The following is a 26035-nucleotide window of genomic DNA, read 5'->3' as shown; positions in this document are numbered from 1 at the left end:
TTCTCCTACAGCTAGCTTTCTAAACATAAGCAATTGGTTTTTAGTTTGTTGATGAAGTATTAAACGCCAGTTTCAGTAGGACTGGTGTTTTTTATTGCCTCAACAAAAATCCCCCTGATGTTGGCATCTGGGGGATTTGTTTTTTAAACAAAATTATAGTTTTGTTTGAGCCTTTCCAGATCTATCTTAACAGATTCCATAGGGGTTTTATCGCCATACGACTCCTGCTCTATTACCCAATATTTTACAGCTGTATTCTTTTTGGCAAAGTCTAATATCTCTTTCATTCTCAGGCGACCATCACCTAGCAGAGTACTTTCATTTTTTGTTTTGTCCAGATCTTTTACATGCAATAATTCAAAATGTTTAGGAAACATCTTTAACCAACGCATAGGATCTACATTTGCTTCGGCCATATTACAGATATCAAGTTGCTGACATACATATTTTAGATTCAGTTCTTTCAACATGATATCATACAAATATTCATTATTGAATTTTTGCTCAAATTCATCATGATGGTTATGAAAACCAAATCGTAATCCTGCTTTGGAACAGATTTCGCCTACTTTATTATATACATCAAATCCTTTGCGACATTCATCTAATTTTGTCTTGTCATAGGCAAACCAGGGGCTTATAAGATATTTCTGACCTAAGATGTTCGCGTCTTCCATTACTCCCTTCCATTCATCTGACACATCCTTTTTAGTTACTTGCCAATCTGTTAATCGAAATACAACATGACTGCTGGGTTGAGTTAATCCCAAATCATCGAGAATCTTACGCAACTCTTTGGATGAATACCCATATATCTTTCGATTTTGATATACGGATTGTTCTAGGTAAGCAGCTGGTTCTACCTCCTTATAACCTATAGATGCCAATTGTTTTAGAGTGCCAAGTGGATCTTTTTTCATTTCATCCCGCACTGAGTACAGCTGTAAAGGGATATGGAACTTTTCTTTTTGTAAAAAAAGCTGTCTTGAAACAGCAGTTCCAGCTAGAAGAAACGAACCTTTTTTTATAAAGTTACGGCGAGAGGAATATGAATTCATAGGTATAAAGTTGAATGAATAGAACAATAGATTATATATTCAAATCTATTATTTTTATCCAGTTTATACATATTGTAGTCCTATTTTTTAAGAGTAAATGAAGTGTATGGACAGATTTATAGAGTAGTTATACATAAAAGCCTGATTTGTAAAAAGTATCATTAGCTTTTACAAATCAGGCTCGTATTGACAGATAGATATCTTTGTCTTACTATATTTTATTGAAAAGCAGTAGAAATTTAATACCCTTCCTTCTCATTAGGAAATTCACGATTCTTAATATCTCTCACATAATGAGACACAGCATCCGTAATAGAAGTATATAGATCTGCATAACGGCGAAGGAACTTGGGACTAAACTCTTTGTTAATTCCAAGCATATCATGCAATACAAGTACCTGTCCATCTACATGAGGACCTGCCCCAATACCTATAACTGGTATTCTGACAGATTCGGCTACTTGTTTGCCTAAAGTTGCTGGGATTTTTTCCAATACAACTCCAAAACAACCAATGTCTTCCAGTAGTTGTGCATCTGCCATTAATTTTTGTGCTTCTGCTTCCTCCCTGGCTCTGACAGCATAGGTTCCAAACTTATAAATCGATTGAGGAGTAAGTCCTAAGTGTCCCATAACAGGTACTCCTGCACTTAATACACGAGTGATAGATTCCTTTATTTCACTGCCACCTTCCATTTTTACTGCATGGGCACCCGATTCTTTCATAATCCGAATCGCAGACCGGAGTGCTTCTGACGAATTACCCTGATAGGAACCAAAAGGTAAATCTACGACTACTAATGCCCGCCTGACTGCACGTACTACAGACGAGGCATGATAAATCATCTGATCAAGTGTGATTGGGAGGGTTGTTTCATGACCTGCCATTACATTGGAAGCAGAATCTCCAACCAGTATGATATCCATTCCTGCGCCATCTACGAGACGTGCCATCGAAAAGTCATAGGCTGTCAGCATGGATATTTTCTCACCCCGCAGCTTCATTTCCTGCAATATATGGGTGGTAATACGTTTGATCTCACTATGTGTAGACATTGTATTCTTGTTTTACGCTTGGTTTATATTCTGTTTTTGAAACAGAAATACTCTGTTTGAGAGCATAAAAATAGAATCTTTTTGAATACTCAGTCTGTAATACCTGTGATTTTAATACACAATAATAAGTAAACGATTGTCTTATAGACGAATATCGATGTCTTTAGCTGCTTTCACTGCGGGGAAGTATGAAGCAACAAATGTAATAAGAGCAATTGTAATACCTGTTGCTACAAAGTCTGGCAATTGCATCTTTACTGGATAAGCATCCACAATTGCGCTTTCCATACCCATCTTAAAGATCCCAAACATTTGTTGTGCAAGGCATATCAGAAAACCTGATCCCAGTCCTGCCAGTGTACCAACTGTAGCAATAATAGCTCCTTCTGTCATAAAAACTCTTCTGATAAAATGAGGCGCGGCTCCCATCGCTGATAGTACTGCTACATCCTTTCGTTTATCTATAGCAAGCATCGTGAGAGAGAAGAATATATTAAAAGATGCTACTGCCAGAATAACAGAGAATGTGATATAGACAAATAGCTTTTCAATACGAATAGCTTGTAGTAAACTTGCATGTTGCTCATCTCTGTCTTGTACAAGATAGTTTGCCCCCAGAACCTTTTTGATCTGAGCTTTGATCTGATCTACATCTTCTCCATCTTTAAGGCTGATTTCCAGAGAGTTTCGTTTGTTTCCCATTTGCAGTAAGTCTGCTGCAAATGAGAGTGGAACAAATATATAATCTTTATCATAACGTTGTTCCAGTGCAAAAACTCCACCTGCACGGATAGAACTTTTGCGAATAGATTCTGGCGAACTGACATTTATGGTTTTGCGCGAATTATCAGGATACCATATCTGGATGGGATTCATTTCATCTTTAAGTGCAATGGACAGAATATATTGTACACCACTGCCTACAATTGCATAAGATTTGTCATTATATTTTAATCTGGCGTTGCCTGCAATAATCGCTTGGTCAAGCCCATTTTGCCGGATAAACTGATCTGGTACCCCACGCATTCGTGCAGGCATATGTCCCTTTCTATAGGATAGAAATACATTATCTTCAATGATTTCTGCAATAAAACCTACTCCTTCTACTGCCCGAATCTTTGCTAATAGCTGTGGTGTAACAGTAAATGATTTGCCATAGGCTGGCTTGATATTAATTTCAGAGTCAAATGTGCCATGCAGACTACGAAACAGGTCCTCTAATCCATTGAATACTGACAGAACAATTACCAGTGCCATTGTGCCAACTCCAACTCCGATCATTGAGATAATGGATATGATGTTGATGAAATTGGTTTTCTTTTTGGATAGAAAATAACGCCGCGCAATAAAATAGGATAAGTTCATTTCAGCCATTGAGATGCATAGTGGACCTTAAACAAAAAATATTATTCCTCCTCGTCTTTATCTTTAGATGCTGCCGGAATATTAAGACCTGAAATCAACGCATCCATTTTGGCTGCATATTCAGCTGTGTCATCCAGATAAAAAATCAATTCAGGAATAATACGAACCTGATGACGTATCTTGGCTGCTAAAGTTTGGCGAATCGCTTTGTTTTTCTCGTTAACATCCGCCAGACTTTGCTCTTTATTATCAGTCATCAAAAAGCTAAGGTATACTTTTGCTACACTTAAGTCAGGACTTACACGTACCTGAGTAACGGTAATCCATACATTTCCAAACAGACTTTTACTGTCTCGTTGAAAAATTTCTCCCAATTCCTTTTGGATTAAACGGGAAAATTTCTGTTGTCTTTTACTATCCATAGTCGCAAAGATAATGAATCTGTTAAGGATTGACGGTTTTAATAGTCATATTTATTGAATAGTTGCAATAAATATGGATTTTGCCGTTAAATAGCAATTAGGAAAACTATCTTATTGTGATTCTCTTCTTAATTTTGCGATTATCTTTTACTAAAGAATTTTTCCTGTGTTCATTACACCTTGTATATATAGGTAGGGTGTGAATACATTATATTATAGATATGCTTCGTTTTTTACTTACAGGTGGGTTTAGCTCTGTTTTTGTAGCCTGGTTTTTTCTGGTAGTTATAAGACTACCCTTGCTTATACATGGATTACCAATGATACAGCCTGAATTAAACTGGCTGCTAATAGGGGAGCGGTTGCATCGGGGATTTATGATCTACACGGAAACCTGGGATAGTCTCAGTCCTTTGTCTGCAGGTGTATATGCATTAATTGACATACTATTTGGTCGGTCTCAGCTTGCCTATCATATTATTGCTATGTTTCTGGTTATGATCCAGTCAGCTTATTTCAGTATGTTCTTACAACGACATGAATTGTATAATGACCGTACCCATCTGCCTGCACTATTGTATTGTCTGTGTGGTACTTTGTTTTACGATTTCTATACATTGTCGCCTGTCTTGTTAGGACTTACCTTTTTGCTGATCGGTCTCAATGCTTTATTTACACAGCTTGATAGAGATGATGTAGATGATGAAGTGTTTGGTATCGGGTTTTATCTGAGTATGGCAACACTTTTCTATATACCTTTTGGTTGGTTTATTATTTTTGCTTTTGTTGCACTTCTACTGTTATCTGCTGTTCGACTTCGTAAATTTCTATTGTTGGCATTTGGTTTTACATTACCTATTGCTATTCTTTTACTATCTTTTTATTTGGTAAATGAATATGATGCTATTTATTTTAACTGGATCGCAGTGTTTTGGCAACGATATAGTGTCATTTATACCGATTTCAAAACTTTTCTTATTATCCTGCAACCATTAGGCATATTATTAGTGTTGGCTGCTAGTCAGTTAATAGGAGGAAATACACGTTTTATCAATTATCAGATTCGTTGTCAACAGGCTATGTTCATGTGGTTGTTGGCGGCTGGAGTGTCACTTTTCTTTGCAGATGATTTTGCGCCATACATCTTTCTGGTTTTTGTACCACCTGTTGCTTTTTTTGGGACTTACTATTTCTCTATGGTCAGAAAGGCATGGTTGGGGGAGTTGGTATTTTGGTTAATGCTTCTATACATAGGATTTAATAATGTAGGCAAATTTTATTTTCCCTTATCTGCTACACTTTGGAATGACACTGCTCTTATCGTCAAAAAAAATCCGGAACATTATAATTTTCGTCAGAAGCGCTTATTGGTAATCGGACAAGGTTTAGATGAGTATAAAGATAATATTCCTGCTACTCCCTATCTTACCTGGCGTCTGGCTCGAAGACATTTTGAAAATCTGGATAGTTATACTACTATAATAGATGTGTATAATAACTTTCTTCAGGATCCTCCAGAAGTTATTGTAGATAAACACAATATAGTTCCTACATTATTTAAAAGGTTACCTGCTTTGGGAAAAGAATATTCCAAAGGAACAGACCCGAATGTCTATTTTCGGAAGAGTCCTGTCAAAGCAGCAGTACATTGATCTGCTAAATAGAAACAATAAATATACATAGCAGAGATAGATGCTGGTCGTAGTCGGGTACCTAAAATAAACTCCTAAACTATATATAATGGTTTAGGCAACTACACATTCTGGTTTTACCAATAGAAATTATCTAACCATCCTGCTACTTTATCTGTACTTTTTTAAGTGTCTCTTTCACATTTTAGTTAATATATATATTACTATTATTCAATAATGAGTAGAAATGCTGAAAAATATTTGTATTAAATAAATATTAAATATAATTTATGTCAAAAAAAGGTTTTGTGTAATGGATCAATTATTTTTGTACTTAATGTGTTCAAAAATAGATGAAATTAAGAATTCTAAATGTATGGAATTAACTTCTTAATTTTCATCTTTGGCTCTACTAATATTACAAATTCAGTATACTTTCATTAGCGATGAATAGCAAGAATACAGAATTATCTGAACAGGAATTATTGGAAGCATTCTTGAATGGGGATAGAACCGCCTTTACAACTATCTATCAACTATACTGGCACAAAATGTACATTGTTGCCTATAGAAAGCTGAAAGACAAACAAGCTGCAGAAGAGATTATACAGGATATATTTGTGAAGTTATGGAAGAATAGAGCAACCGTACATATTACAAGGCTGGACTATTATCTATTTACTGCTGTTAGATATTCTGTTATAGATCACATACGTTCTGAGATAGTTCAGGGAGAATATGAAGAATATTACAAAACATTTTTATCGTTAGAAGACTCAAATACAGAAAATACCATAGCTTTTAATGAATTGATTTCTACTATAACCAATGGTTTGGACATACTTCCTGAAAAATCAAGAGAAGTTTTTAGGCTAAATAGACTAGAACATTGGCCTGTTGCACAAATTGCTGAACATCTGGACCTCTCTGAAAAAGCAGTTGAATATCACCTGACCAAATCACTGAAATCTATGAGGGTATACTTGAAAGATCACCTATTTATCTTTCTTATTCTATTTTCTTCTTTCTTGTAAGACTACTATCTTCTTCAGATATGTGAAGAAGGTACATCAATTAGTGATTAATCACTTCTCTACACAAAAAAGTGTCTTGTAAGAGTCTGGTATATTATTTATATATCATATACACGCCGTTAAGTCCGGTTAACTTTTATCAGATCTTCCCCTAGCTTCATCGCTTTCGTCTACTATCCCAATTGTTTACTTGTAATCCAGAGATTAGCTGTTTATATAACTAATCTTTCAACTAGCGCAATTAAGTTATATATTTTAAAGAAAGTAGCATATTTATAACCGGTATTATATAAACTTTCCAAGAAAATATAAAAACATTTAGGATAATATTCAAGTTGTACGACTTCTATATATGAAAGGATAATCTGCTTTGCTCATCTATAGCTTTATGAATAAAATAGAATTTCATCAATTGCTACATCGATATCTTCAGGGTAGCTGTACCAAAGAAGAAATGTTGAAGATACATCGGTGGTATTCTCTTTTAGAAAATCAATCACAGTTAGATTTAACATATGAAGAAAAAAACGAGTTAGAGCATAGATTGTGGAGTAATATCAATAATGAAATCGAAGATTCAGAAAACGTTATCCCACTAGAGACTGGCAAACGAAAGAATCGCACTCTTATATATACTGGAGTTGCTGCAGCTTGTGTTTTGATAACTATTGCTTCTTTCTTTTTTTTCACAAAAAAGATATCTACTGAAAAAGAGATCTGTACGTTTGAAAAAAATGTAGAATTGATCTCACAGCAAAATCAAAGCCAAATAGTAAAAAAAATAGTCTTACAGGATAATAGTGTAGTACACTTATCTCCCAACAGTAGTATTTTATATCCTAAAATTTTTAATTCCCATAAGAGGGAAATTCAACTAACCGGGGATGCATTTTTTGAGATTGCTAAAGATCCGGAGAAGCCATTTCTGGTATACACAGGTCGCCTTGTGACAAAAGTATTAGGAACAAGTTTCTGGATTAAAACAAAAGATCAATCAAATTCTATTGAAGTAGATGTTGCAACAGGTAAAGTATCTGTATACGAAAATTCAGCCTATGAAAAGTCCAATACATCAGATGTAAATACCATAGCTAGAGATAAGCTTAGTAACAATGGTGTAATTCTCACTCCAAATCAAAGAGTTGAGTTTTTTGAAAAAGGCCGCCACTGGGTAACAGGACTCGTTGAAAAGCCTATTGAAATCAAAGAGATTAAGAATACACCTTTACCAGAAAAGTTAGTTTATAATGACAGACCTATTCTGGAAATATTAGGTAGTCTGGAACAACGCTATGGGATAGAGATTGTTCCGGCTAGTGAAAAATTAAACGCCTGCACCTTTACGGGTGACATTACTGAGATGCCATTATACGAAAAACTGGATTTGTTGTGTCAGTCAATTGGGGCAACTTATGAAATCAAGGGAACTCGTATACTAATCTCTGGAAATGGATGTGACTAAGTATCGATTTGCCTCGTATCTGTTCAATCAACGTTTATTAATCCATCACCTCATTCCAAATGATAAAATAACCTTCAACTTACTAGTAATGATAAGCTAAAAAAGCCAATAGTGCGCTACCACCATTGGCTTTTATGAGCCTTGTCTCAAAAAGACACATTTATCCTGCTAAGATAAATGAACGGCTCCCCTTTGTCCTATTTTTTCCACAAAACAGAAACAGTTAAAAGTATGAAAAGAATCCGACAATTGCAACCGTATGCATTATTCTGCATGCTTATGAAGATCTCTTTAACGCAATTATGTATAGCCTTTGTTTTTGCATCGTTCTCATATGCGCATGAGATAAAGGCTCAGGATGTACTGGAACGAAGTATATCATTGAAAATGGAGAATACCAATTTAAGAAAGGTATTAAGTTCAATTGAGGATCAGACAGGAGTAAAGTTTGTATACAGCCGAAAAACTATTAAAGCAGATCGGTCAGTGTCTATTCACACAGTGGACCAAAAGCTTTCTACTGTATTAACAACTATTTTATCTCCTCTGGATATCTCATATCAGGTTGTATCAGGACGCATATTATTGACTGCTGATCAAATCACTGCTATTGATGGTGGTATTTTTGAAGCAAGCGCCAATGTTGCTCCGGCTCTTACCGTAACAGGTAAAGTTACAGACGACAAAGGAGAAGCTTTACCAGGTGTAAGTGTAGCATTAAAAGGCACCACTACTGGCACAGTGACTAATACAGAGGGACAATATAGTATTACAGTACCTGATGGAAGTGGAACTCTGGTGTTTTCTTTTATTGGCTACACCACTCAGGAAGTTGCTATTGGTAATCGCACGACAGTTGACATCACATTAGGTGCTGACGTTACCGCCTTAAGTGAAGTGGTAGTAGTAGGTTATGGAACTCAGCAGAAAAAAGATCTGACAGGTTCGGTAGCAGTTGTAAATATTGAGCAGGTTACTAAGCAACCTACTGCACAGGTAGAAAATATGCTACAAGGGCAGGCAGCAGGGGTAACTGTATTAGGATCTGGTCAACCAGGTCAATCTCCCAGAGTTCAAATTCGGGGTTTTAACACTTTTGGGAATAACCAGCCTTTGTATGTAGTAGATGGTGTACCCACCCAAAATATCAATGACATTAACCCAAATGACATTGCTACCATGCAGGTATTGAAAGATGCTGGTTCTGCGTCTATTTATGGATCTCGTGCTGCCAATGGTGTGGTTATTATCACTACAAGAAAAGGTTCAAGCAAGATTAAAGTAAGCTATGATGCTTATTATGGGGTACAGACACCTAAAGGAGGCAATGTATGGGATATCTTATCTCCTCAGGGAATGGCTGATTTAAAGCGCTTGGCAAAAGTAAACTCAGGAGTTGCTACAAATGATGATCCTCAATATCGTGAGAATGGTAATTCATATGTTTTGCCAGATTACCTTGTTGGAGGAAATCAATTTGGTTTACAAGAAGGTGATCCTGCAGTAGACCCTAGTTTATATAGAGTGAATCCTAATTATACCAGTTCTGGTGAGTATAATGGCTTTTACCGGATTGTAAAAGCAAATAAAGCAGGAACTGACTGGTTCCATCAGATTTTCAAAAATGCACCTATTACCAGCCATAATCTTTCTCTAAGTGGAGGTGGTGACCAGGGAAGTTATTTCTTCTCTGTAAACTATTTTAACCAACAGGGAACATTAATCAATACCTATAATAAACGATATACAATTCGTTCTAATAGTCAGTACAATGTTTCCAAGAAGATTAGAATTGGAGAAAATCTTGGATTTTCAGCGACGGATAATCCAAGAGTAGCTACATTGGACGAAGGTAGTGCTGTAGGTCACGCATTCAGAGAACAACCTATAATCCCTGTATATGATATTGCTGGAAATTTTGCTGGATCTTTTGCAAAAGATATGGGGAATGCACGTAATCCGGTAGCTATTCAGAAGCGTACTGCGAATAATAAAGGTCTATCAAATAGATTATTTGGAAACGTATTCGGAGAAGTTGATCTTTTCAACGACTTTACTGCACGTACTAGTTTTGGAGGTGAGTTATATAACTGGAATAGTCGTTCTTTTGCTTATCCAGAATACGAAAATGCTGAGAACAATACTGCCAACTCTTATACAGAGCAAAATGGAAGTGGGTTTAACTGGACGTGGACTAACACGTTAAATTATCACCATAACTTCAATGAAATACATGATATTAAAGTATTAGTAGGTACAGAGGCATATAATGCCGTAGACAAAACTCTAGGTGGAACTACACAAGGGTATTTCTCATTTGATCCTAACTATACCAATCTTACTACTGGGTCTGCATCTCCTACTAATTATAGCTCAAATGTATCTAACTCTTTATTCTCATTGATTGGACGTGTTGACTACAATTTAAAGGACAAATACCTTTTGGGCTTTGTTATTCGTCGAGATGGATCATCCAAATTTGTGGATAACCGGTATGGTTGGTTCCCTGCTGTAAGTGCAGGCTGGAGAATATCGCAGGAAAACTTTATGAAGAATATTGGCTGGTTAACAGATCTGAAAATCCGTGGTGGATATGGTGCAATGGGTAATCAGTTGAATGTAACGCCAAGCAATGCCTTTACAACCTATGGTTCTAACCGTTCTGGTACTTATTATGACTTTGGCGGTACAAACAATACAACTGTGTTTGGTATAAACCGTACTCAGATAGGTAATCCAGGTGCTAAGTGGGAAAGTGTAATCAATGGTAATATTGGTTTAGATGCGACATTATTTAGTGGCGCTTTGGATGTTACAGTAGACTGGTACAGAAAAGAGATCAGAGATCTTCTTTACAATCCTGAACTTCCAGGCACAGCAGGCGCTGCTACAGTTCCTTATGTGAATGTTGGTCAAATGCGGAACCAGGGTCTGGATGCAGCAGTGACAGGGCATATCAATCTTACTTCTGATCTGAAACTGAATATTACTGGTACAGTAACTACTTACAATAATAAAATACTTAAAATCTCAAATGGTGCCCAATACTTTGATCAGGAAGGACGACGCTTTAATGGAAGTTTTATTGTCCGCAATCAGGTAGGAAGTGCATTAGGCTCATTCTTTGGGTATAAATTGAATGGTTTCTGGGATGATCAGGCTGAGATTGATGCTGCTAATGAGCAAGCTCGTAGTACTACTGGTGATGCAAATGCTGTTTATCAAGCAGATGTGAAGGTTGGACGTTTCCGTTATGCAGATGTAAATGGTGATGGACGTATTACAGAGGCAGATCGTACTGTACTAGGTAATCCTAATCCTAAATTTACCTATGGTCTGAATATCTCATTGAATTATAAGAATTTCGATTTCTTTATATTCCTATATGGTTCACAGGGTAATAAAATCTGGAATAACGTAAAATGGTGGACAGACTTTTATCCTAACTTCTTAGGTGCGAAAAGTAATACTGCCTTAAATGACTCATGGACTCCTGAGAACCATAATGCAAAAGCACCTATTCAGGAAACTACAGGATCATTTAGTACTACTAACGTTCCTAACTCTTATTATGTAGAAAATGGTTCTTATTTAAGAGCCAAAAACTTGCAGCTCGGCTATACATTACCTACTAGCTTATTGCAAAAAGTTCGTGTTGAGAGACTACGGGTTTATGTACAGGCTGCTAATCTTTTCACAATTACAAAATATTCAGGTGTAGATCCTGAGGTTGGCTTCACTAATTCAGATCGGACAACAACCTTTAGTATTGACGAAGGTACCTATCCAAATCAACGTCAATTCATCATGGGACTGAACCTTACATTTTAATCACTGAAAACTGAATTGAAATGAAAAAAGCAAAATTTATAGTAACTCTGGTTATAGCTGCTTCGATTCCATTATTTTATTCTTGTGGCGATAACTTTTTAGATAAACCTGCACAAGGCGCATTAAATAATGTACAATTAGGAACAAGAGCAGGTGTTGATGCATTACTAACAGGAGCATATGCTGCGCTGGATGGGTCCAGACAGGACAACCAAAATTTTAGTGGTAGTAATTCCTGGGAGGCAGCGCCTGATAACTGGGTGTATGGGAGTGTTGCCGGAGGAGATGCTCATAAAGGTAGTAATGGTGCTGATCAGCCTGCTATTGATGGAATTGCCAAATTTATCACAGATCCAAGTAATGGTTATTTAAATAGCAAATGGAGAACTGTTTATGAAGGAGTAAGCAGAGCTAATTCTGTGCTTGTATTTTTGAAGGTAGCAACGGATGTTACACCCGATGAGGCTAAGAGTTTCGAGGCACAAGCACGTTTTTTAAGAGCTCATTATTATTTTGAGCTAAAGAAAATGTTTAATAATGTACCTTGGATAGATGAGAATACAATTGATTATACCAAACCTACCCCTGAGTCATTTAATGTACCCAATACAGAAGACATCTGGCCTAAAATTGAAGCTGATTTTTTATATGCATATCAGAATTTGCCAGAAACCCAGTCTCAAGTTGGTAGAGTAAACAAATGGGCAGCAGGTGCATATCTTGCCAAAGCATATTTATATCAAAAGAAATATACAGAGGCAAAGCCCGTATTTGATGATGTAATTACCAATGGAGTTACTTCGAATGGGTTAAAATATGGATTAACTGATAATTATGAAGATAATTTCAATCCAGCTGTGGAGAATAATAAGGAGTCGGTATTTGCCATTCAACAAGTAGCTAATGATGGAACCAATACAATTGGTAATGCTAATAATGGCGGTATGCTAAACTTCCCATATAATAGTCCTTTCCGTTGTTGTGGTTTCTATCAGCCATCACAGGATTTGGTAAATTCGTTCCGTACTAACGCTACCGGTTTACCTTTCTTAGATAACTATAATGGAAATGCCGTAAAAAGTGATATGGGGATAAAATCAGATCAAGCCTTTACACCGGATGAAGGATCTCTGGACCCCCGACTAGACTGGACTGTAGGACGGAGAGGAATACCATATTTAGACTGGGGTCTTCATCCTGGAGCTAACTGGGTACGTGATCAAAGTTATGGAGGACCCTATGCTCCAAAGAAAAATGTATACTGGCAGGCTACACAAGATAAATATGCAGATCAGCATACGTGGGCTCCTGGTACAGCTATAAATATTTTAGTTATTCGATTTGCTGATGTACTACTAATGGCTGCAGAAGTGGAAGCTCAGCTAGGTAATCTGGATAAGGCACAAACATATGTCAACCAGGTTCGTGCAAGGGCTGCGAACCCAGCTAGTTTTGTTTATCAGTATAAGAGTAATTCTGCCCCAATGACTGGTTTTTCAACTACACCTGCTGCTAATTATAATGTATCACAATATCCAGCAGGTAATTTTGCTACAAATGGGCAGGCATATGCGCTAAAAGCAATTTACTTTGAACGTAAACTTGAATTGGCAATGGAAGGACATCGTTTCTTTGACTTAGTACGTTGGGGAATTGCTGAAACAACGCTAAATGCCTATCTGACTTATGAATCCACAGTGACCAGTGATCTTACTGGTGGTAAATTTACAGCACCACAAGATGAATATTATCCAATACCTCAACGACAAATCGATTTGCAAACAGTTAATGGTACATCGACTTTGACACAAAATGAAGGGTATAGATAAACAATAAATCATCGATAAAAAGGTAGCTTTTAAAGCTACCTTTTTTTATAACATAGAAGTTAAATGCAGACAAGTAGTAGTCATTTCTTTTTTATAAAAGAAAATCTGTTAGCCCATTTTATAGGATTAAGTATTATTATCTTATCTATTGCCGGATGTCAATCCAGAAAGAGCTCATCACCTGAAACACAAAGTGAGTTAACAAATGAACAGATGGTTCAAAAATATTGCTCTGGTTGCCATCTTCCGGTTTCACCTCTGTTAGCAGATAAAGATTCCTGGGAAAATCATATCCTGCCTGCCATGGCTCCCAAACTCGGAATTCCTGTACTAAGAGGAAATCAGTATTATCAGGTGGCCAAACCACAAAACCAATCTGCTATATCTTTTGAAGATTGGTTAAGGCTGGTTGCTTATTTCAAATCCATGGCTCCTGAAAAGTTGGATTCTGCCGAATTGCCTGTTGCACTTGAGAAAACATGGTCACTATTTTCCCTACGAAAACCTGATTCTCTGAAAAATACTTCTTTAACCACTTTTGTAAGTATCAACCCTTATACTCACCATATATACACGAGTAATGAGGAGGATAATAACCTATCGGTTTGGGATACCCAATTAAAGAAGAAGCATTCTGTTATTCTTTCCTCTCCTGTCACACATTCCATCCACCTGAATAAATATCAATCAGCTTTTGTCTGCATTGGATCTATGCTGGCTGTTGATGTACCTAATGGTAGTATGGTACAAACACATTTTGATCAACAAAAAAAGCTTATCCCTGAGAAATTATTTTCCGGTTTACTACGGCCTGTGCAAGCTGACTCTGGTGATTTTAATAAGGATGGGCGTCTCGACTGGATAGTATGTAGCTTTGGACATAATACAGGTAGCTTAGATCTGTTTACACAGAATGCCGATCATACGTTTACAAAAACTGCTATTCGGGAAGTTGCTGGTGCTACACAAACGGTAATTAAAGACTTTGACCAGGATGGCTGGCTGGATATTATGGCTCTTTTTGCCAGTGGAGATGAAGGAATCTGGTTATTTTCTAATGATCAGAAAGGAGGATTTACTTCAAAAAATCTTCTTAGGTTTCCACCTGTTTACGGTTCAACCAGCTTTCAATTAGTAGATTTCAACAAAGATGGAAAACTGGATATTCTATATACCTGTGGAGATAACAGTGACTATTCCAGAATAATAAAGCCTTATCATGGCGTGTACATTTATCTGAACCAAGACAATTTTCAGTATAAGCAAACCTATTTTTATCCGGTTAATGGCTGTACCAAGGCAATAGCAACAGATTTTGATCAGGATGGAGATTTGGATATTGCCAGCATTGCTTTCTTTGGTGACCTTGTGAATAAACCTGAAGAAACATTTATTTATTTCGAACAGACTCAGAGCTTACAATTTAGACCTTATGCAATCCCTGTACACCAATATGGTCGCTGGATATGTATGGATGTGGGAGATGTGGATGCTGACGGAGATGCTGATATCGTATTAGGAAATTATTCAAGAGGCTTTATTAACCAGAAAGAAACGAAGCAATACTGGAGTAAAAATCTTCCTTTTATTGTACTGGAGAATACAAAACAAAAACGGAAAGACTGACAAAACTTTCCGTTTTGTTTAAAAACAAGTATTAACAAAATGCGATTTTATCTACTCTGTTCTGATGGCGTCCACCTTCGAATGACGCAGTAAGGAATGTATCGACACATGCTTTAGCGTCTTCTACACTGATGAAACGTTCTGGTAGGCATAATATATTGGCGTTATTATGCTGACGGGCCAAGCCTGCCAACTCTGTATTCCAGCACAAGGCTGCCCGGATGCCCTGGTGTTTATTGGCTGTAATCGCTACTCCATTGCCACTGCCACATACCAGAATGCCAAAATTGAATTCTTTGTTTTCTACTGCCGTAGCCAGTGGGTGAACAAAGTCTGGATAATCCACCGAAGAAGTACTATAGGGACCAAAGTCTTTTACTTCAATACCCTTTGCTGCCAGCATTTCCTTAATGGCTTCTTTGTAGGTAAAACCAGCATGATCACCACCAATTGCTATTTTCATAAAAATGGAATCTGATAAGTATGGAAATTATGTTTTCGATGAACAAAGATATAGTTTTTCCAGTAATGGAAACATTTCTTTGTTGACAGATAGCTATGTATGGAGTATGAAAGCACAAAAGCCAGCAGTAGTGCTGGCTTTGTAGTTGTTGTTTATAAAAGGAGAATTAATTGCCTCCTAATGGAATAGCCCAGAACAGACTAAACTGGATAACACTGTTTTTAAAGTCAGGGTCGATAGACTGTCCCGAAAAATTACCAACTTTTGATATACCAGCAATGTAGCGGCCTTCAACACCTAAACCGATGTTGGATTGGTAACCTATACCTACTCCTGCAGACAGATCAAGATTTTTGGCAAAGTTACGAATGGTTTGATCTGGTACATCTTGTGACGTAAGAAATCCAACCTGTGGACCTGCTGTAATAATGAAACCACCATTGGTTCTGAATTTCAACATTACCGGAACTGTAACATAGTTGATTTTGAAATCAGTTTTTTGTCCATCATTGTCGATCTTGGCACCTTGTGTGGAAAATAACACCTCTGGTTGAAGGGCGAAGTTCTTTCCAAAGCCAAAGCTTAGAATTCCACCCAAATGATAACCGACAAGAGCCTGTGATTTGATGTTACCTCCTGTATAGTTGCTTATATTCAATCCTGCTTTAGGACCAAAGCTAAATGTCTGAGCAAATGAGATTACACCTACTAAAAGGAGTATGGCAGTAAGGGCTGTTTTTTTCATTTTTTAAAAGAATATAGGTGATTGAATGTGTCAGGATAATACCTGTAAAAAACTTAGGTTTATTTTATGTAACTAAAATAGTATGCCAGAACTATCTGACATTTGATACATGCAGTTACAAATTCTTTGCCAGAGTTTAGACAGCTAACGTATTCCTGGTTATCATTCTCCAGAAAAATAGACGAAGTGCAGCATAAAAATGCTTTTGAAGCCTTCCTTTTACACTATCTGCTTTATTGTTTTCTGTCTTTGTGCATTAATCTGAGTCCATATAAAATATCCCATAAGCCACAAAGAAATTACTGAAGGACCTAGCTGGCTATAAGGATGCCAGTCGGGTAAGATGGTTCCCATGAATGCACTTAAGAGTGCACTGAATGCAGAAAACATTTTGTATATATGTTCATAAATCCAACAGTTTTTGAGTTGATTGTGTAGCCAGAAATATTTGATTAGATCATATACTGTTACAATAACAATGGCTGCCAGGGTAGAATAAATTATAGAAGATGGCCATTGGGTTTCGGATTGCTTCTGCCAGACTACATAGCCTATACCCACTAACAATACTGTCAGTGCAATCATAACATCGGGCAGCGAACTCCGTTGCTGACGTAAACGCACAGTGCGATAACCTGCATACCCCACATACCCTGAAAGAAGAGTAAGCATAACCAGAAATGCATTGATACGAAAGAAAGATAAACCTACAACAGCTGATCCGACCACAATAGATAACAACCAGAGGAAATATCGTCCGTATCGTTTGTGTATCGAAGCTTTTTTATAATTGATAATAGCAATAGTTCCTATTCCCAAGCCCAGAGTACCTGCTATAACATGGAGTATAATAAGAGTAGAATGAATGGGTGACATATGGTTTCAGATAAAAGTTGAGAAAAGAGACTGAATGAAAATTACGTGCTCTTGTCTGTGTTATCAATGATTTAGTGACCAGCTACCCTGGTCAGTGACAAACATCTTTTGTCACTGGGATTCCTATTCAATAAGTTTTTCTAAATTGCTGTATGCTTATTTCTTCGTTTCTGAATCATATTATCATTCGAAATATTCTAGGGCTTACAGCTTTGCTTACTGTACATTTTATAGCGGATCAGGAAAATTTTTTTCGGAGGGAAGGTTCCAATCAGTGGATGCCTTATTTGTTTTTGGTGATGTTATACGGAGGGATGATAGTACATCATCGCATCTTGTTTGATCAGTTTTATCTCAAACAACGAAGAAAGATATACTGGATAGGGTTGCTTTTAGCATTGGCAGTTAGCTCTGTTAATATGCACTATATCCTGCAAAAAGGATTTAGTGTCGAGAATACTTTACCAAAATTAATAAGCTTTTGGGTCTATGTGCTAACCGGACTGGGTGTATATGTTCTTTTTCGCTATGTAAGATTGGATCAGCAACCGTCAGTATTTATACAAACTTCGGATTCGACCTCTAAAAGCGCTGATTCATTTACTTGTACAGTGGATAGTGAGACGATAACTATTTCGCATGCCAGTATTATATACATGGAAAGCATGGAGAATTATGTGAAAATTTATACCCCTTCAAAAACTTATGTTACACGCCTAACACTGAAACAGGCAGAAGAACGGTTGCCTAAGCCTTACTTCATTCGTATTAGCCGATCACATATTATACATAGAGCTTATCTTAAAGATCATACTCCTGATAATATAAAGGTAGGTGGTGAGAATTTCTCAATTGGGAAAGTATATAAGCGTCATGTTGCAGAATTACTAAGCAGTAAGTTATAGGTTGGTTGCTGAGTATACATTGTCTCTATTTATAATCCTTACAGAATATAAATTCTATCAGGCGAGGAGTAAAAATCAGCAAACTTATAGTTGAATAAACATACTTATGCCATCTGGTAGGTATGATTTTTTGCACAATTCGTAAAATGTTAATTTAAAACAAGACATTCTATGAATTATATAAAAGCCTTAGGAAGCGGATTAGCAGGTGCTCTTTCCGTAACCTTGATTAATGAAAGTGTACGACGTTTTGTTCCCAATGCTCCTCGTTTGGATTTACTTGGCTCACGTGCTGTCGAGAAATCTGCTTCTGCCATGGGGTATTCTCTACCATCTTCTGCCAGATATCCTGTTGCCATAGCGGGTGATTTGCTTTCCAACAGTTTGTATTATAGCATGAGTGGTGTTGGAAAAGAGAAAAATACTTTATTAAAGGGAGCACTATTGGGATTGGCTGCTGGTGTAGGAGCTGTTGCCTTGCCTGACAAAATGGGATTAGGCGAACAACCAACTAATAAAACAGGGCAAACACAATTGTTAACCGTTGCTTATTATCTGATAGGTGGCTTGGTTACAGCTGCAACAGCCCGTTTTCTAACAGACAGGTTTTTCAAATAAGTTATTTTTCTGAGTATGTATTATCTACGCTAATAGATGGATGGTACATACTCATGCTGAACAATCTTATACCATTCTACTTTTTTATCTGGCTATGAGTGAAATAAAAAACGATTACCTCTGGTGGCAAACAGGTGTAGTGTATCAGATTTATCCAAGGTCTTTTCAGGATAGCAATGGCGATGGAATTGGAGATTTGCAGGGAATACTAAAGCGTCTGGATTATTTGCAGTGGCTGGGAGTAGATGCAGTCTGGATTTCCCCAATTTATCCTTCTCCAATGGCTGATTTTGGATATGACATCTCAGACTATATCGGCATCCATCCATTGTTTGGTTCGCTGGATGATTTTGATAGGCTTATTCAGGAAGTTCATGCACGAAAGATGAAGCTGATTCTGGATCTCGTACCCAATCATACGTCAGATCAACATCCCTGGTTTCTGGAATCTCGTTCATCGCGGGATAATCCCAAGCGAGACTGGTATATCTGGAAAAATCCCCGGCCAGATGGAGGACCACCCAATAACTGGCTGAGTGTATTTGGAGGTAGTGGTTGGGAATGGGATGAAAAAACAGAGCAGTATTATTATCATGCTTTCTTGAAAGAGCAACCTGATCTGAACTGGAGGCATCCGGAAGTGCAACAGGCTATGTTGAACGTGATGCGTTTCTGGCTTGACAGAGGGGTAGACGGATTTCGGATTGATGTGATGTGGCATATGATAAAAGATCTCCAGCTACGGGATAATCCTGTTAATCCGGATTATCAGAATCATATGGCGACTTATGAACAGTTATTGCCTGTTTATTCAACAGATCAGCCAGAAGTGCATGAGATTGTGCAGAAGATGAGGAAACTGCTTGACTCTTATTCGGATCGGATGATGATAGGGGAGATTTATCTTCCTATTCAGAAGTTGGTTACGTATTATGGAATTGATGGCAAAGGAGCACACCTCCCTTTTAATTTTCAGCTAATTTCTCTACCCTGGGAAGCAAAAGTGATTGCTGCTGCTATAGATCAGTATGAAGGTGCTCTTCCAGCTAATGGCTGGCCTAATTGGGTATTGGGTAATCATGATCAGCCCCGTATTACTAGTAGGGTTGGCATCCAACAGGCACGAGTAGCAGCCATGTTGCTCCTGACTCTTCGAGGTACACCTACTATTTACTATGGTGATGAAATAGGTATGCGTGATGTACCCATTCCGTTTCAGGAAGTGCAGGACCCGCAAGGGCTAAATATGCCGGATAAAAATCTCAGCAGAGACCCGGCACGTACACCGATGCAGTGGGATGCCAGTTTACAAGCCGGATTTACAGAAGGTAAACCCTGGCTGCGTTTAGATAGAGCGTTTCAACGAACCAATGTACAGCTTCAGAAAGAAGATCCGTATTCTATGTTATTGCTCTACAAACGGTTAATTGACCTGCGACACATTGAGCCATCACTGACTGTAGGAGACTATACCCCTGTTTGTTCTGACAATCAGATGTTGGCCTTTACCCGGCATGCGGAAGGGCATCCAAAATTTCTGATCATTCTGAATCTTAGTCATCGGCCATGTTATTTTAAGCCATCTACCTTAACCTTTACAGGGACAGTTGTAATGGCCACTTCTCCAGAGTTGGAAGGCTCTGTTGTGGATGAAAACATTAGCTTAAGCGGAGACGAAGGTGTTATTATTCGTATAACTGATACTGGATTGTAGTAGCGATTGCTGAAATAAAAAATAACTAAACGAATTGAAAAGATAAGCGATCACTTATACGATCTGTTTTAGAGGTTGTCTGGAATTATTATTAAGGGCTGCAAAGGCATCTTTTAGGCTGCACCTTCGCCTATTTTTCGGCCCATAGCCACTGGCTATGTTGCGGTTGGATTACAGATAAATATCTCGGTTCGCTCTAAAATCTGCTCTTTTCGCCTCTTTAATACTAATTTAGACAATCTCTTATTTTAATTTTTTGAACTATAAATTCCTTTTGGAAAATTTTTAGAGATGAAATTCGTAGGTGCGGAGTACTTAGGTAACAATCGCTGTGCATTTACTGTATGGGCTCCACAGAAAAAAAGTATGACACTGCATTTTGTGTATCCCAAGGAACGCAAGATTGAGATGAAAAAAGATGGGCAGGGCTATTTCAACGTATTGCTTGATGAGGTGTCTCCTAGCGATCGTTATTTTTTTGCTCCGGATGGAGACAAAATAGAACGCTATCCAGATCCCGGCTCCTATTACCAGCCTGAAGGAGTAACGGGACCCTCTCAGGTAATTGATCATACAGCTTATCACTGGCAAGATCAGCAGTGGAGGGGTATTCCTTTTAATGAGTTGATATTTTATGAACTACACGTAGGACTATTTACTTCTGAAGGTACATTCGAAGCTATTATTCCTTATCTGGATGAGTTGGTAGCTATTGGGATCAATGCTTTACAGCTGATGCCGGTAAATCAATTTCCTGGTAGCCGTAACTGGGGCTATGACGGCGTGTACCCATATGCTGTGCAACATTCGTATGGTGGACCTGAGGGATTAAAGAAATTAGTGGATACTTGTCATCAAAAGGGGATAGCTGTTTTTCTGGATGTAGTCTATAACCATCTGGGACCTGAAGGAAATTATTTTGACAAGTTTGGACCCTATACTACTAATGCGTACTGCACACCTTGGGGAGATGCTATTAATTTTGATAAAGAGTATTCTGATGGAGTACGTGATTTTTTCTCAAACAATCCTGTATTCTGGTTTGAATTGTATCACATTGATGGACTTCGCTTTGACGCCATCCATCTGATGTATGATCATAATGCAGTTACTATCTGGGATGAAATACATGCAAAAGTTCACATGTGTGAACAGCAACTGGGAAGGCCTTTGTATATGGTGGCAGAAAGCGATTTTAATAGTCCCAAAGTGATGCAGGTTCCGGAAGTAGGAGGGTTGGGTTTCCATGCTCAATGGCTGGATGACTTTCATCACGCTATGTATGTGCTATTGGATAAGAAAGGGCTTCAACGGTATGAAGATTTTGGACACATGGAACAACTTGCCAAGGCGTTTAAGGAAGGATTCGTACATACAGGAGAATATGTAAAGGCTCGTAAACGTAGATATGGAACTTCCGCTGCAGGATTATCCGGAGATAAGTTTATTGTCTTTACAATGAACCATGATCAGGCTGGCAACCGGGTAAAAGGAGAGCGATTGAGTAAGCTGATTGACTTTGAGCGACTAAAAGTAGCGGCAGCAGGGATGTTATTATCACCTTATCTGCCTATGTTGTTTATGGGAGAAGAATATGCTGAGGATGTGCCATTCTTTTATTTTATTGATTATTCTGAGAAAGAATTGATAAAAGCTGTACAGAAAAGTCGTAGAGAACAATTGGCTGGTTATGGTGATGTTGGTAATCCTCCTGATCCACAGGCAGAAACTACTTTCAAGGCTTGCATATTGCAATGGGACAAACGAAGAAGTGGTAAGCATGCCAGTATGCTGGAATGGTACAAAACGTTGATCGCGGTGCGAAAACAATATGAAGTATTGCAGAACTATACAAAAAATGATTTGACAGTTACTGTACTAGGCCAATCAGGTATTGCTTTACTCAGACAAAGTAAGGATGGACTGCAGAAATTAGTGTGTTTGCTCAATCTGAAAGATGTGACTATAGAATATACATTTCCTAGTCTATCTGGATCATGGGACAAGTTGCTGGATTCTAAAGATACTCAGTGGCTTGAAAAAAAGCAAAAAGTAAAGCAGGCTCCCGCAAGAGCTAAGGCTGAAGAAACTATTCAGATACCATCCCTTTGTGTATTACTATATGAACAAAAAGTGGATGAGTAGTCATAGATAGAATCAGAAGGACTTTTAGATTTATGCTACAATGGATGTAAACACTAGTTTCTTTCCATTGCTTACATGCAAATTATAAAACAGACTGTCCTGTAGTAATAGAAAAATACCCTGCATACAAACAGCTATCCCAAAGCCTTCCCATAAGTTCTGGTAAAGTTCTATGGCTGACTGTTGTTTATATAACAAAATACCAATAAGGACATACATTACATCAAGAAGACTATTTAGTAACAACATTTTCTTTACATGTTGTTGTAGCTGCATTCTTTTGACAATGGTTTTTTGTCTAGCTGCACTTTTCCGGGTGTGCCAGTAAACAAAAGCTGCTACACCCGAATTAATTACTCCCCATACCAGGTTCATAAGTGAGAAAAAGTACATTTCCTCCTGTGCAAAAATACTACATAAAATTCCTGAGGTGATATTTAAAATGGCCCAGGTTAAGAGAACTCCTGCATGTATTTTACTTAGTTTGTTCATTTGTTTGTCAAATGGTATCAGACTAGCAGTAGGAGTCGCAATAGATATATGTATTGTCCAGAATAGCGTAAAAGGCAGATGAAACATGGTGAGAATCTTTAGAAAATAAAATTAGTTCTCTACCTGATGAATCTATATGATAACAATCATGATTTACACTAGTATTAAGCAAGGTTGGTCCAGGAAATAATAACGGCTAGATAAAGAATATTTCATCCAGTAGTTCGAGAAAGAAATGTAAACTTGGATTAGGGTTGTGCCTATCCCAAAGAGCTGTGATTTCTGCCCGTTGAGGTATATTGGCTAACTCAATAAACTTAACAGCTGCACTGGTGATATCTTTAAAGGATGTAGGAAGTAATGAAATTCCTAAGTGATGGTCAATCAGTTTTAATACCGTATGACCATGTACAGTTTCATGGGCTATCTGGGGGAGAAATCCTGCGTCTTCGCAGATACTCCACTGTAACTGATAGTATTGTTCACCATCTGCACGGGTTGGTAAAATAAACTTCTCATGAGCCACCTGGTGCATTCCTTCGAAGTTATTTTGATTTAAGTGATGTTCCTCCGGTAAGACCAGCGCAAAGGTTTCCTGAAAGATTAACTTTTCACCAAATCGTTTGTTGGCTGGTGGATTTCTTAGAAAAGCTACATCCAGTTCACCCTTTTGTATTGCCTGTAACTGAGAAGCAGAAGTCATCTCAGAAAGATATGTCTGGATTTCCGGATGCCTTTCATTGAGTACAGTTAACAGATCTGGTAGAAATGTGTGAATGCACGATCCTACATACCCAATGCGTATTTCTCCTTTCTGACCTTCTTCTACAAGTCTAACCTTATTTTTGGCTTCTTCGAGTTTTTCCAATGCTTGAATTATCTCATTCCTGAAAAAATCGCCTGCTATAGTCAGCTTTACTTTGCGTTTGTTTCGCTCAAACAACTGTACACCTAGTTCTTTCTCCAGATCCTGAATCTGTTTGGTAAGAGCTGGCTGTACAATGAATAATTTCTCAGATGCCTTTTTGAAGTGCAATTCTTCAGCAAGAGTAAGGAAATATTTTAGCTGACGTATCTCCATTTGATCAATAAAAGTGATTACTAATGCAAGAAAATACTATTTTTTATTATTACTCAAAAAAGCGTATTTTGTTTTAGCTCACCACTGAGGTCTACGAATAATTGATATCCAACAGTAAATACATATAAGAATCATTTTAAAGTTGTTTACAATGGCTTTATTATCCGTTCAAGATAAGTTACATTATATCAATCCTGAGTTACTGACCAGAGACTTGATAGAAAAAATGATAGATCAGCAAGCTAAGTTGATACTTTCAGATGACTCTATTGAAAAAATAACACATTGCAGAGCTTATCTGGATGATAAGCTTTTGCATTCTGATACCCTTTTTTATGGTATCAATACTGGTTTTGGTTATCTCCAGAATGTACAGATTGACAAAGAACAAATAGCCCATCTGCAATACAATCTGCTCCAATCACATGCCTGTGGACTAGGTGAAGAAGTGCCTGCTTCCATTGTAAAGTTGATGCTCTTTCTGAAAATACAGTCTCTGGCTTATGGACATTCAGGAGTACAGTTGCAGACGGTACAACGCCTCATAGACTTTTACAATTATGACATTTTGCCTGTAGTATATACTCAGGGATCATTGGGCGCTTCTGGTGACTTGTCGCCCTTGTCACATCTGAGTTTACCATTGATTGGACTAGGTGAAGTCTATTTTCAGCGAAAGAAATACTCCTCACAGGACGTGTTGACTAAGTTTGGCTGGACTCCGATAGAGTTATCTTCCAAGGAAGGAATTGCTCTGATCAATGGGACTCAGTTTATGTCAGCTTATGGATTACATTGTTTGATGCAGGCTGCCCGACTGATCAAATGGGCTGATGTGATATCGGCTATTTCCGTGGATGCTTTTGATGGCTCTGCTGAACCATTTCATGAAAGAATCCATTCCGTCAGACCGCACAAAGGCCAGATACAGACTGCTACCCGCTTACGTAATCTGTTAAAGCATAGCCCTATTTGTAACCTTCCCAAGAAACAGGTTCAAGACCCTTATTCCTTCCGCTGTATCCCACAGGTGCATGGTGCTTCCAAAGATGCTTTTGCTCATGTAAATGATATTATTTTACAGGAAATAAACTCTGTTACCGACAATCCCAATATCTTTCCGGATGATGATCTGATTCTTTCTGGAGGAAACTTTCATGGGCAGCCACTGGCATTAGGGTTTGATTATCTCTGTATGGCTATGGCTGAACTGGGAAATATCTCCGAACGGCGTACCTATCAGCTACTATCTGGTCAGCGAGGTTTGCCGTTGTTTCTGGTGAAAAATCCAGGTTTGCATTCCGGATTGATGATTCCTCAATATACAGCAGCAGGCATTGTCAGCGAAAATAAACAGCTTTGTACTCCCTCTTCTGTGGATTCTATTACTTCATCCAATGGTCAGGAAGATCATGTAAGTATGGGAGCCAATGGTGCGACGAAATGTCTTCGGGTTATCAATAACCTTGAAAAAGTGCTGGCTATCGAACTTTTGACTGCTACTCAGGCATTAGAATTCCGAAGACCCTTACAGACATCCGCAGTACTGGAAGATATCGTTGGGAAGTTTCGGCAACTAGTGCCTTTTAATGAGACAGATCGTGTATTATCAACAGATATGCATCGGGCCATTGAGTTTTTAAGAGCTTATCCTTTATCTGCTATAGACTAATATTCTCCACT

General features: G+C 37.8%; 21 protein-coding genes. 12 read left to right on the top strand and 9 right to left on the bottom strand.

Annotation, left to right across the window (positions count from 1 at the left end; genetic code table 11):
- Positions 1 to 143 precede the first annotated feature (143 nt).
- From QNI22_RS24285 to rbfA, 4 genes are all read right to left on the bottom strand, one after another.
- Entirely contained in the window at positions 144 to 1058 is a 915-nt protein-coding gene (locus QNI22_RS24285) for a sugar phosphate isomerase/epimerase family protein (RefSeq protein WP_314514470.1), read from the bottom strand.
- A gap of 239 nt (positions 1059 to 1297) precedes the next feature.
- Positions 1298 to 2113 (bottom strand): 3-methyl-2-oxobutanoate hydroxymethyltransferase, encoded by an 816-nt coding sequence (gene panB, locus QNI22_RS24280; RefSeq protein ID WP_313986402.1) that lies wholly within the window; start codon positions 2111 to 2113, stop codon positions 1298 to 1300.
- Between the two features lie 141 nt (positions 2114 to 2254).
- A complete protein-coding gene (locus tag QNI22_RS24275; protein WP_314514467.1) occupies positions 2255 to 3478 on the bottom strand; it encodes an ABC transporter permease in 1224 nt (407 codons plus the stop codon).
- A 41-nt stretch (positions 3479 to 3519) separates the two neighbouring features.
- Positions 3520 to 3900 carry a 30S ribosome-binding factor RbfA gene (rbfA, locus tag QNI22_RS24270; RefSeq protein ID WP_314514466.1) on the bottom strand — a complete coding sequence of 127 codons (381 nt, stop codon included), beginning with the start codon at positions 3898 to 3900 and terminating at the stop codon, positions 3520 to 3522.
- A 221-nt stretch (positions 3901 to 4121) separates the two neighbouring features.
- On the opposite strand from rbfA, the gene QNI22_RS24265 reads away from it, so the two are divergent.
- The 6 genes from QNI22_RS24265 to QNI22_RS24240 all read left to right on the top strand — a co-directional run bounded on the left by QNI22_RS24265 (position 4122) and on the right by QNI22_RS24240 (position 15313).
- Positions 4122 to 5552 (top strand): DUF6427 family protein, encoded by a 1431-nt coding sequence (locus tag QNI22_RS24265; RefSeq protein WP_314514465.1) that lies wholly within the window; start codon positions 4122 to 4124, stop codon positions 5550 to 5552.
- A 425-nt stretch (positions 5553 to 5977) separates the two neighbouring features.
- Complete coding sequence (locus tag QNI22_RS24260; protein WP_314514463.1) at positions 5978 to 6565, top strand: RNA polymerase sigma factor; 588 nt, start codon at positions 5978 to 5980, stop codon at positions 6563 to 6565.
- A 388-nt stretch (positions 6566 to 6953) separates the two neighbouring features.
- Complete coding sequence (locus tag QNI22_RS24255) at positions 6954 to 8027, top strand: FecR family protein (protein ID WP_314514462.1); 1074 nt, start codon at positions 6954 to 6956, stop codon at positions 8025 to 8027.
- 231 nt (positions 8028 to 8258) lie between these two features.
- Positions 8259 to 11858 (top strand): TonB-dependent receptor, encoded by a 3600-nt coding sequence (locus tag QNI22_RS24250; RefSeq protein WP_314514459.1) that lies wholly within the window; start codon positions 8259 to 8261, stop codon positions 11856 to 11858.
- Between the two features lie 20 nt (positions 11859 to 11878).
- Entirely contained in the window at positions 11879 to 13687 is a 1809-nt protein-coding gene (locus tag QNI22_RS24245; protein WP_314514457.1) for a RagB/SusD family nutrient uptake outer membrane protein, read from the top strand.
- A 63-nt stretch (positions 13688 to 13750) separates the two neighbouring features.
- The gene (locus tag QNI22_RS24240) at positions 13751 to 15313 is read left to right on the top strand and encodes an FG-GAP repeat domain-containing protein (protein WP_314514456.1); all 1563 of its coding nucleotides are present in this window, start codon (positions 13751 to 13753) and stop codon (positions 15311 to 15313) included.
- A 31-nt stretch (positions 15314 to 15344) separates the two neighbouring features.
- Here the strand turns inward: QNI22_RS24240 and rpiB are convergent, their stop codons facing one another.
- Positions 15345 to 15776 carry a ribose 5-phosphate isomerase B gene (gene rpiB, locus QNI22_RS24235; protein ID WP_419836243.1) on the bottom strand — a complete coding sequence of 144 codons (432 nt, stop codon included), beginning with the start codon at positions 15774 to 15776 and terminating at the stop codon, positions 15345 to 15347.
- Positions 15777 to 15780: 4 nt separating this feature from the next.
- Between rpiB and QNI22_RS24230 the strand changes: the two genes are divergently transcribed.
- Positions 15781 to 15921 (top strand): hypothetical protein, encoded by a 141-nt coding sequence (locus QNI22_RS24230; protein ID WP_314514454.1) that lies wholly within the window; start codon positions 15781 to 15783, stop codon positions 15919 to 15921.
- A gap of 21 nt (positions 15922 to 15942) precedes the next feature.
- Here QNI22_RS24230 and QNI22_RS24225 read toward each other — a convergent pair whose 3' ends face one another.
- Both QNI22_RS24225 and QNI22_RS24220 read right to left on the bottom strand, forming a co-directional pair.
- On the bottom strand, positions 15943 to 16521 hold the full coding sequence (locus QNI22_RS24225; protein WP_314514453.1) for a porin family protein: 579 nt from the start codon (positions 16519 to 16521) through the stop codon (positions 15943 to 15945).
- A gap of 219 nt (positions 16522 to 16740) precedes the next feature.
- Positions 16741 to 17397: a DUF2306 domain-containing protein gene (locus QNI22_RS24220; protein ID WP_314514452.1), complete on the bottom strand. Its 657-nt coding sequence runs from the start codon at positions 17395 to 17397 to the stop codon at positions 16741 to 16743.
- A gap of 152 nt (positions 17398 to 17549) precedes the next feature.
- On the opposite strand from QNI22_RS24220, the gene QNI22_RS24215 reads away from it, so the two are divergent.
- The 4 genes from QNI22_RS24215 (at position 17550) to treZ (ending at position 22779) form a co-directional block, all read left to right on the top strand.
- Positions 17550 to 18302, top strand: coding sequence for a LytR/AlgR family response regulator transcription factor (locus tag QNI22_RS24215; protein WP_314514450.1), 753 nt, complete (start codon positions 17550 to 17552; stop codon positions 18300 to 18302).
- 171 nt (positions 18303 to 18473) lie between these two features.
- The gene (locus QNI22_RS24210; protein ID WP_314514449.1) at positions 18474 to 18920 is read left to right on the top strand and encodes a hypothetical protein; all 447 of its coding nucleotides are present in this window, start codon (positions 18474 to 18476) and stop codon (positions 18918 to 18920) included.
- 94 nt (positions 18921 to 19014) lie between these two features.
- Positions 19015 to 20634 (top strand): alpha-amylase family glycosyl hydrolase, encoded by a 1620-nt coding sequence (locus QNI22_RS24205; RefSeq protein WP_314514447.1) that lies wholly within the window; start codon positions 19015 to 19017, stop codon positions 20632 to 20634.
- 291 nt (positions 20635 to 20925) lie between these two features.
- Positions 20926 to 22779 (top strand): malto-oligosyltrehalose trehalohydrolase, encoded by a 1854-nt coding sequence (gene treZ, locus QNI22_RS24200; protein ID WP_314514446.1) that lies wholly within the window; start codon positions 20926 to 20928, stop codon positions 22777 to 22779.
- 30 nt (positions 22780 to 22809) lie between these two features.
- On the opposite strand, the gene QNI22_RS24195 is transcribed toward treZ, so the two are convergent.
- Positions 22810 to 23358 carry a DUF6992 family protein gene (locus tag QNI22_RS24195; protein WP_314514445.1) on the bottom strand — a complete coding sequence of 183 codons (549 nt, stop codon included), beginning with the start codon at positions 23356 to 23358 and terminating at the stop codon, positions 22810 to 22812.
- A gap of 109 nt (positions 23359 to 23467) precedes the next feature.
- Positions 23468 to 24352 carry a LysR substrate-binding domain-containing protein gene (locus tag QNI22_RS24190; protein WP_314514444.1) on the bottom strand — a complete coding sequence of 295 codons (885 nt, stop codon included), beginning with the start codon at positions 24350 to 24352 and terminating at the stop codon, positions 23468 to 23470.
- A 151-nt stretch (positions 24353 to 24503) separates the two neighbouring features.
- Here QNI22_RS24190 and hutH point away from each other — a divergent pair, with 151 nt between their 5' ends.
- Entirely contained in the window at positions 24504 to 26024 is a 1521-nt protein-coding gene (hutH, locus tag QNI22_RS24185; RefSeq protein ID WP_314514443.1) for a histidine ammonia-lyase, read from the top strand.
- Positions 26025 to 26035: the final 11 nt, after the last annotated feature.

The sequence above is a fragment of the Xanthocytophaga agilis genome (assembly GCF_030068605.1).
GTDB classification, from domain to species: Bacteria; Bacteroidota; Bacteroidia; order Cytophagales; family 172606-1; genus Xanthocytophaga; species Xanthocytophaga agilis.
This window is presented reverse-complemented; position numbering and strand designations above follow the sequence as displayed.

What these genes read in the sequence shown, in the direction of transcription:
- treZ (WP_314514446.1), top strand. Translation starts at nt 20,926, where the DNA reads ATGAAATTCGTAGGTGCGGAGTACTTAGGTAACAATCGCTGTGCATTT.
- QNI22_RS24245 (WP_314514457.1), top strand. Translation starts at nt 11,879, where the DNA reads ATGAAAAAAGCAAAATTTATAGTAACTCTGGTTATAGCTGCTTCGATT.
- QNI22_RS24230 (WP_314514454.1), top strand. Translation starts at nt 15,781, where the DNA reads ATGGAATCTGATAAGTATGGAAATTATGTTTTCGATGAACAAAGATAT.
- QNI22_RS24215 (WP_314514450.1), top strand. Translation starts at nt 17,550, where the DNA reads ATGCTTATTTCTTCGTTTCTGAATCATATTATCATTCGAAATATTCTA.
- QNI22_RS24210 (WP_314514449.1), top strand. Translation starts at nt 18,474, where the DNA reads ATGAATTATATAAAAGCCTTAGGAAGCGGATTAGCAGGTGCTCTTTCC.
- panB (WP_313986402.1), bottom strand. Translation starts at nt 2,113, where the DNA reads ATGTCTACACATAGTGAGATCAAACGTATTACCACCCATATATTGCAG.
- QNI22_RS24250 (WP_314514459.1), top strand. Translation starts at nt 8,259, where the DNA reads ATGAAAAGAATCCGACAATTGCAACCGTATGCATTATTCTGCATGCTT.
- QNI22_RS24265 (WP_314514465.1), top strand. Translation starts at nt 4,122, where the DNA reads ATGCTTCGTTTTTTACTTACAGGTGGGTTTAGCTCTGTTTTTGTAGCC.
- QNI22_RS24220 (WP_314514452.1), bottom strand. Translation starts at nt 17,397, where the DNA reads ATGTCACCCATTCATTCTACTCTTATTATACTCCATGTTATAGCAGGT.
- QNI22_RS24195 (WP_314514445.1), bottom strand. Translation starts at nt 23,358, where the DNA reads ATGTTTCATCTGCCTTTTACGCTATTCTGGACAATACATATATCTATT.
- rpiB (WP_419836243.1), bottom strand. Translation starts at nt 15,776, where the DNA reads ATGAAAATAGCAATTGGTGGTGATCATGCTGGTTTTACCTACAAAGAA.
- QNI22_RS24225 (WP_314514453.1), bottom strand. Translation starts at nt 16,521, where the DNA reads ATGAAAAAAACAGCCCTTACTGCCATACTCCTTTTAGTAGGTGTAATC.
- hutH (WP_314514443.1), top strand. Translation starts at nt 24,504, where the DNA reads ATGGCTTTATTATCCGTTCAAGATAAGTTACATTATATCAATCCTGAG.
- QNI22_RS24205 (WP_314514447.1), top strand. Translation starts at nt 19,015, where the DNA reads ATGAGTGAAATAAAAAACGATTACCTCTGGTGGCAAACAGGTGTAGTG.
- QNI22_RS24285 (WP_314514470.1), bottom strand. Translation starts at nt 1,058, where the DNA reads ATGAATTCATATTCCTCTCGCCGTAACTTTATAAAAAAAGGTTCGTTT.
- QNI22_RS24275 (WP_314514467.1), bottom strand. Translation starts at nt 3,478, where the DNA reads ATGAACTTATCCTATTTTATTGCGCGGCGTTATTTTCTATCCAAAAAG.
- QNI22_RS24190 (WP_314514444.1), bottom strand. Translation starts at nt 24,352, where the DNA reads ATGGAGATACGTCAGCTAAAATATTTCCTTACTCTTGCTGAAGAATTG.
- QNI22_RS24255 (WP_314514462.1), top strand. Translation starts at nt 6,954, where the DNA reads ATGAATAAAATAGAATTTCATCAATTGCTACATCGATATCTTCAGGGT.
- QNI22_RS24240 (WP_314514456.1), top strand. Translation starts at nt 13,751, where the DNA reads ATGCAGACAAGTAGTAGTCATTTCTTTTTTATAAAAGAAAATCTGTTA.
- rbfA (WP_314514466.1), bottom strand. Translation starts at nt 3,900, where the DNA reads ATGGATAGTAAAAGACAACAGAAATTTTCCCGTTTAATCCAAAAGGAA.
- QNI22_RS24260 (WP_314514463.1), top strand. Translation starts at nt 5,978, where the DNA reads ATGAATAGCAAGAATACAGAATTATCTGAACAGGAATTATTGGAAGCA.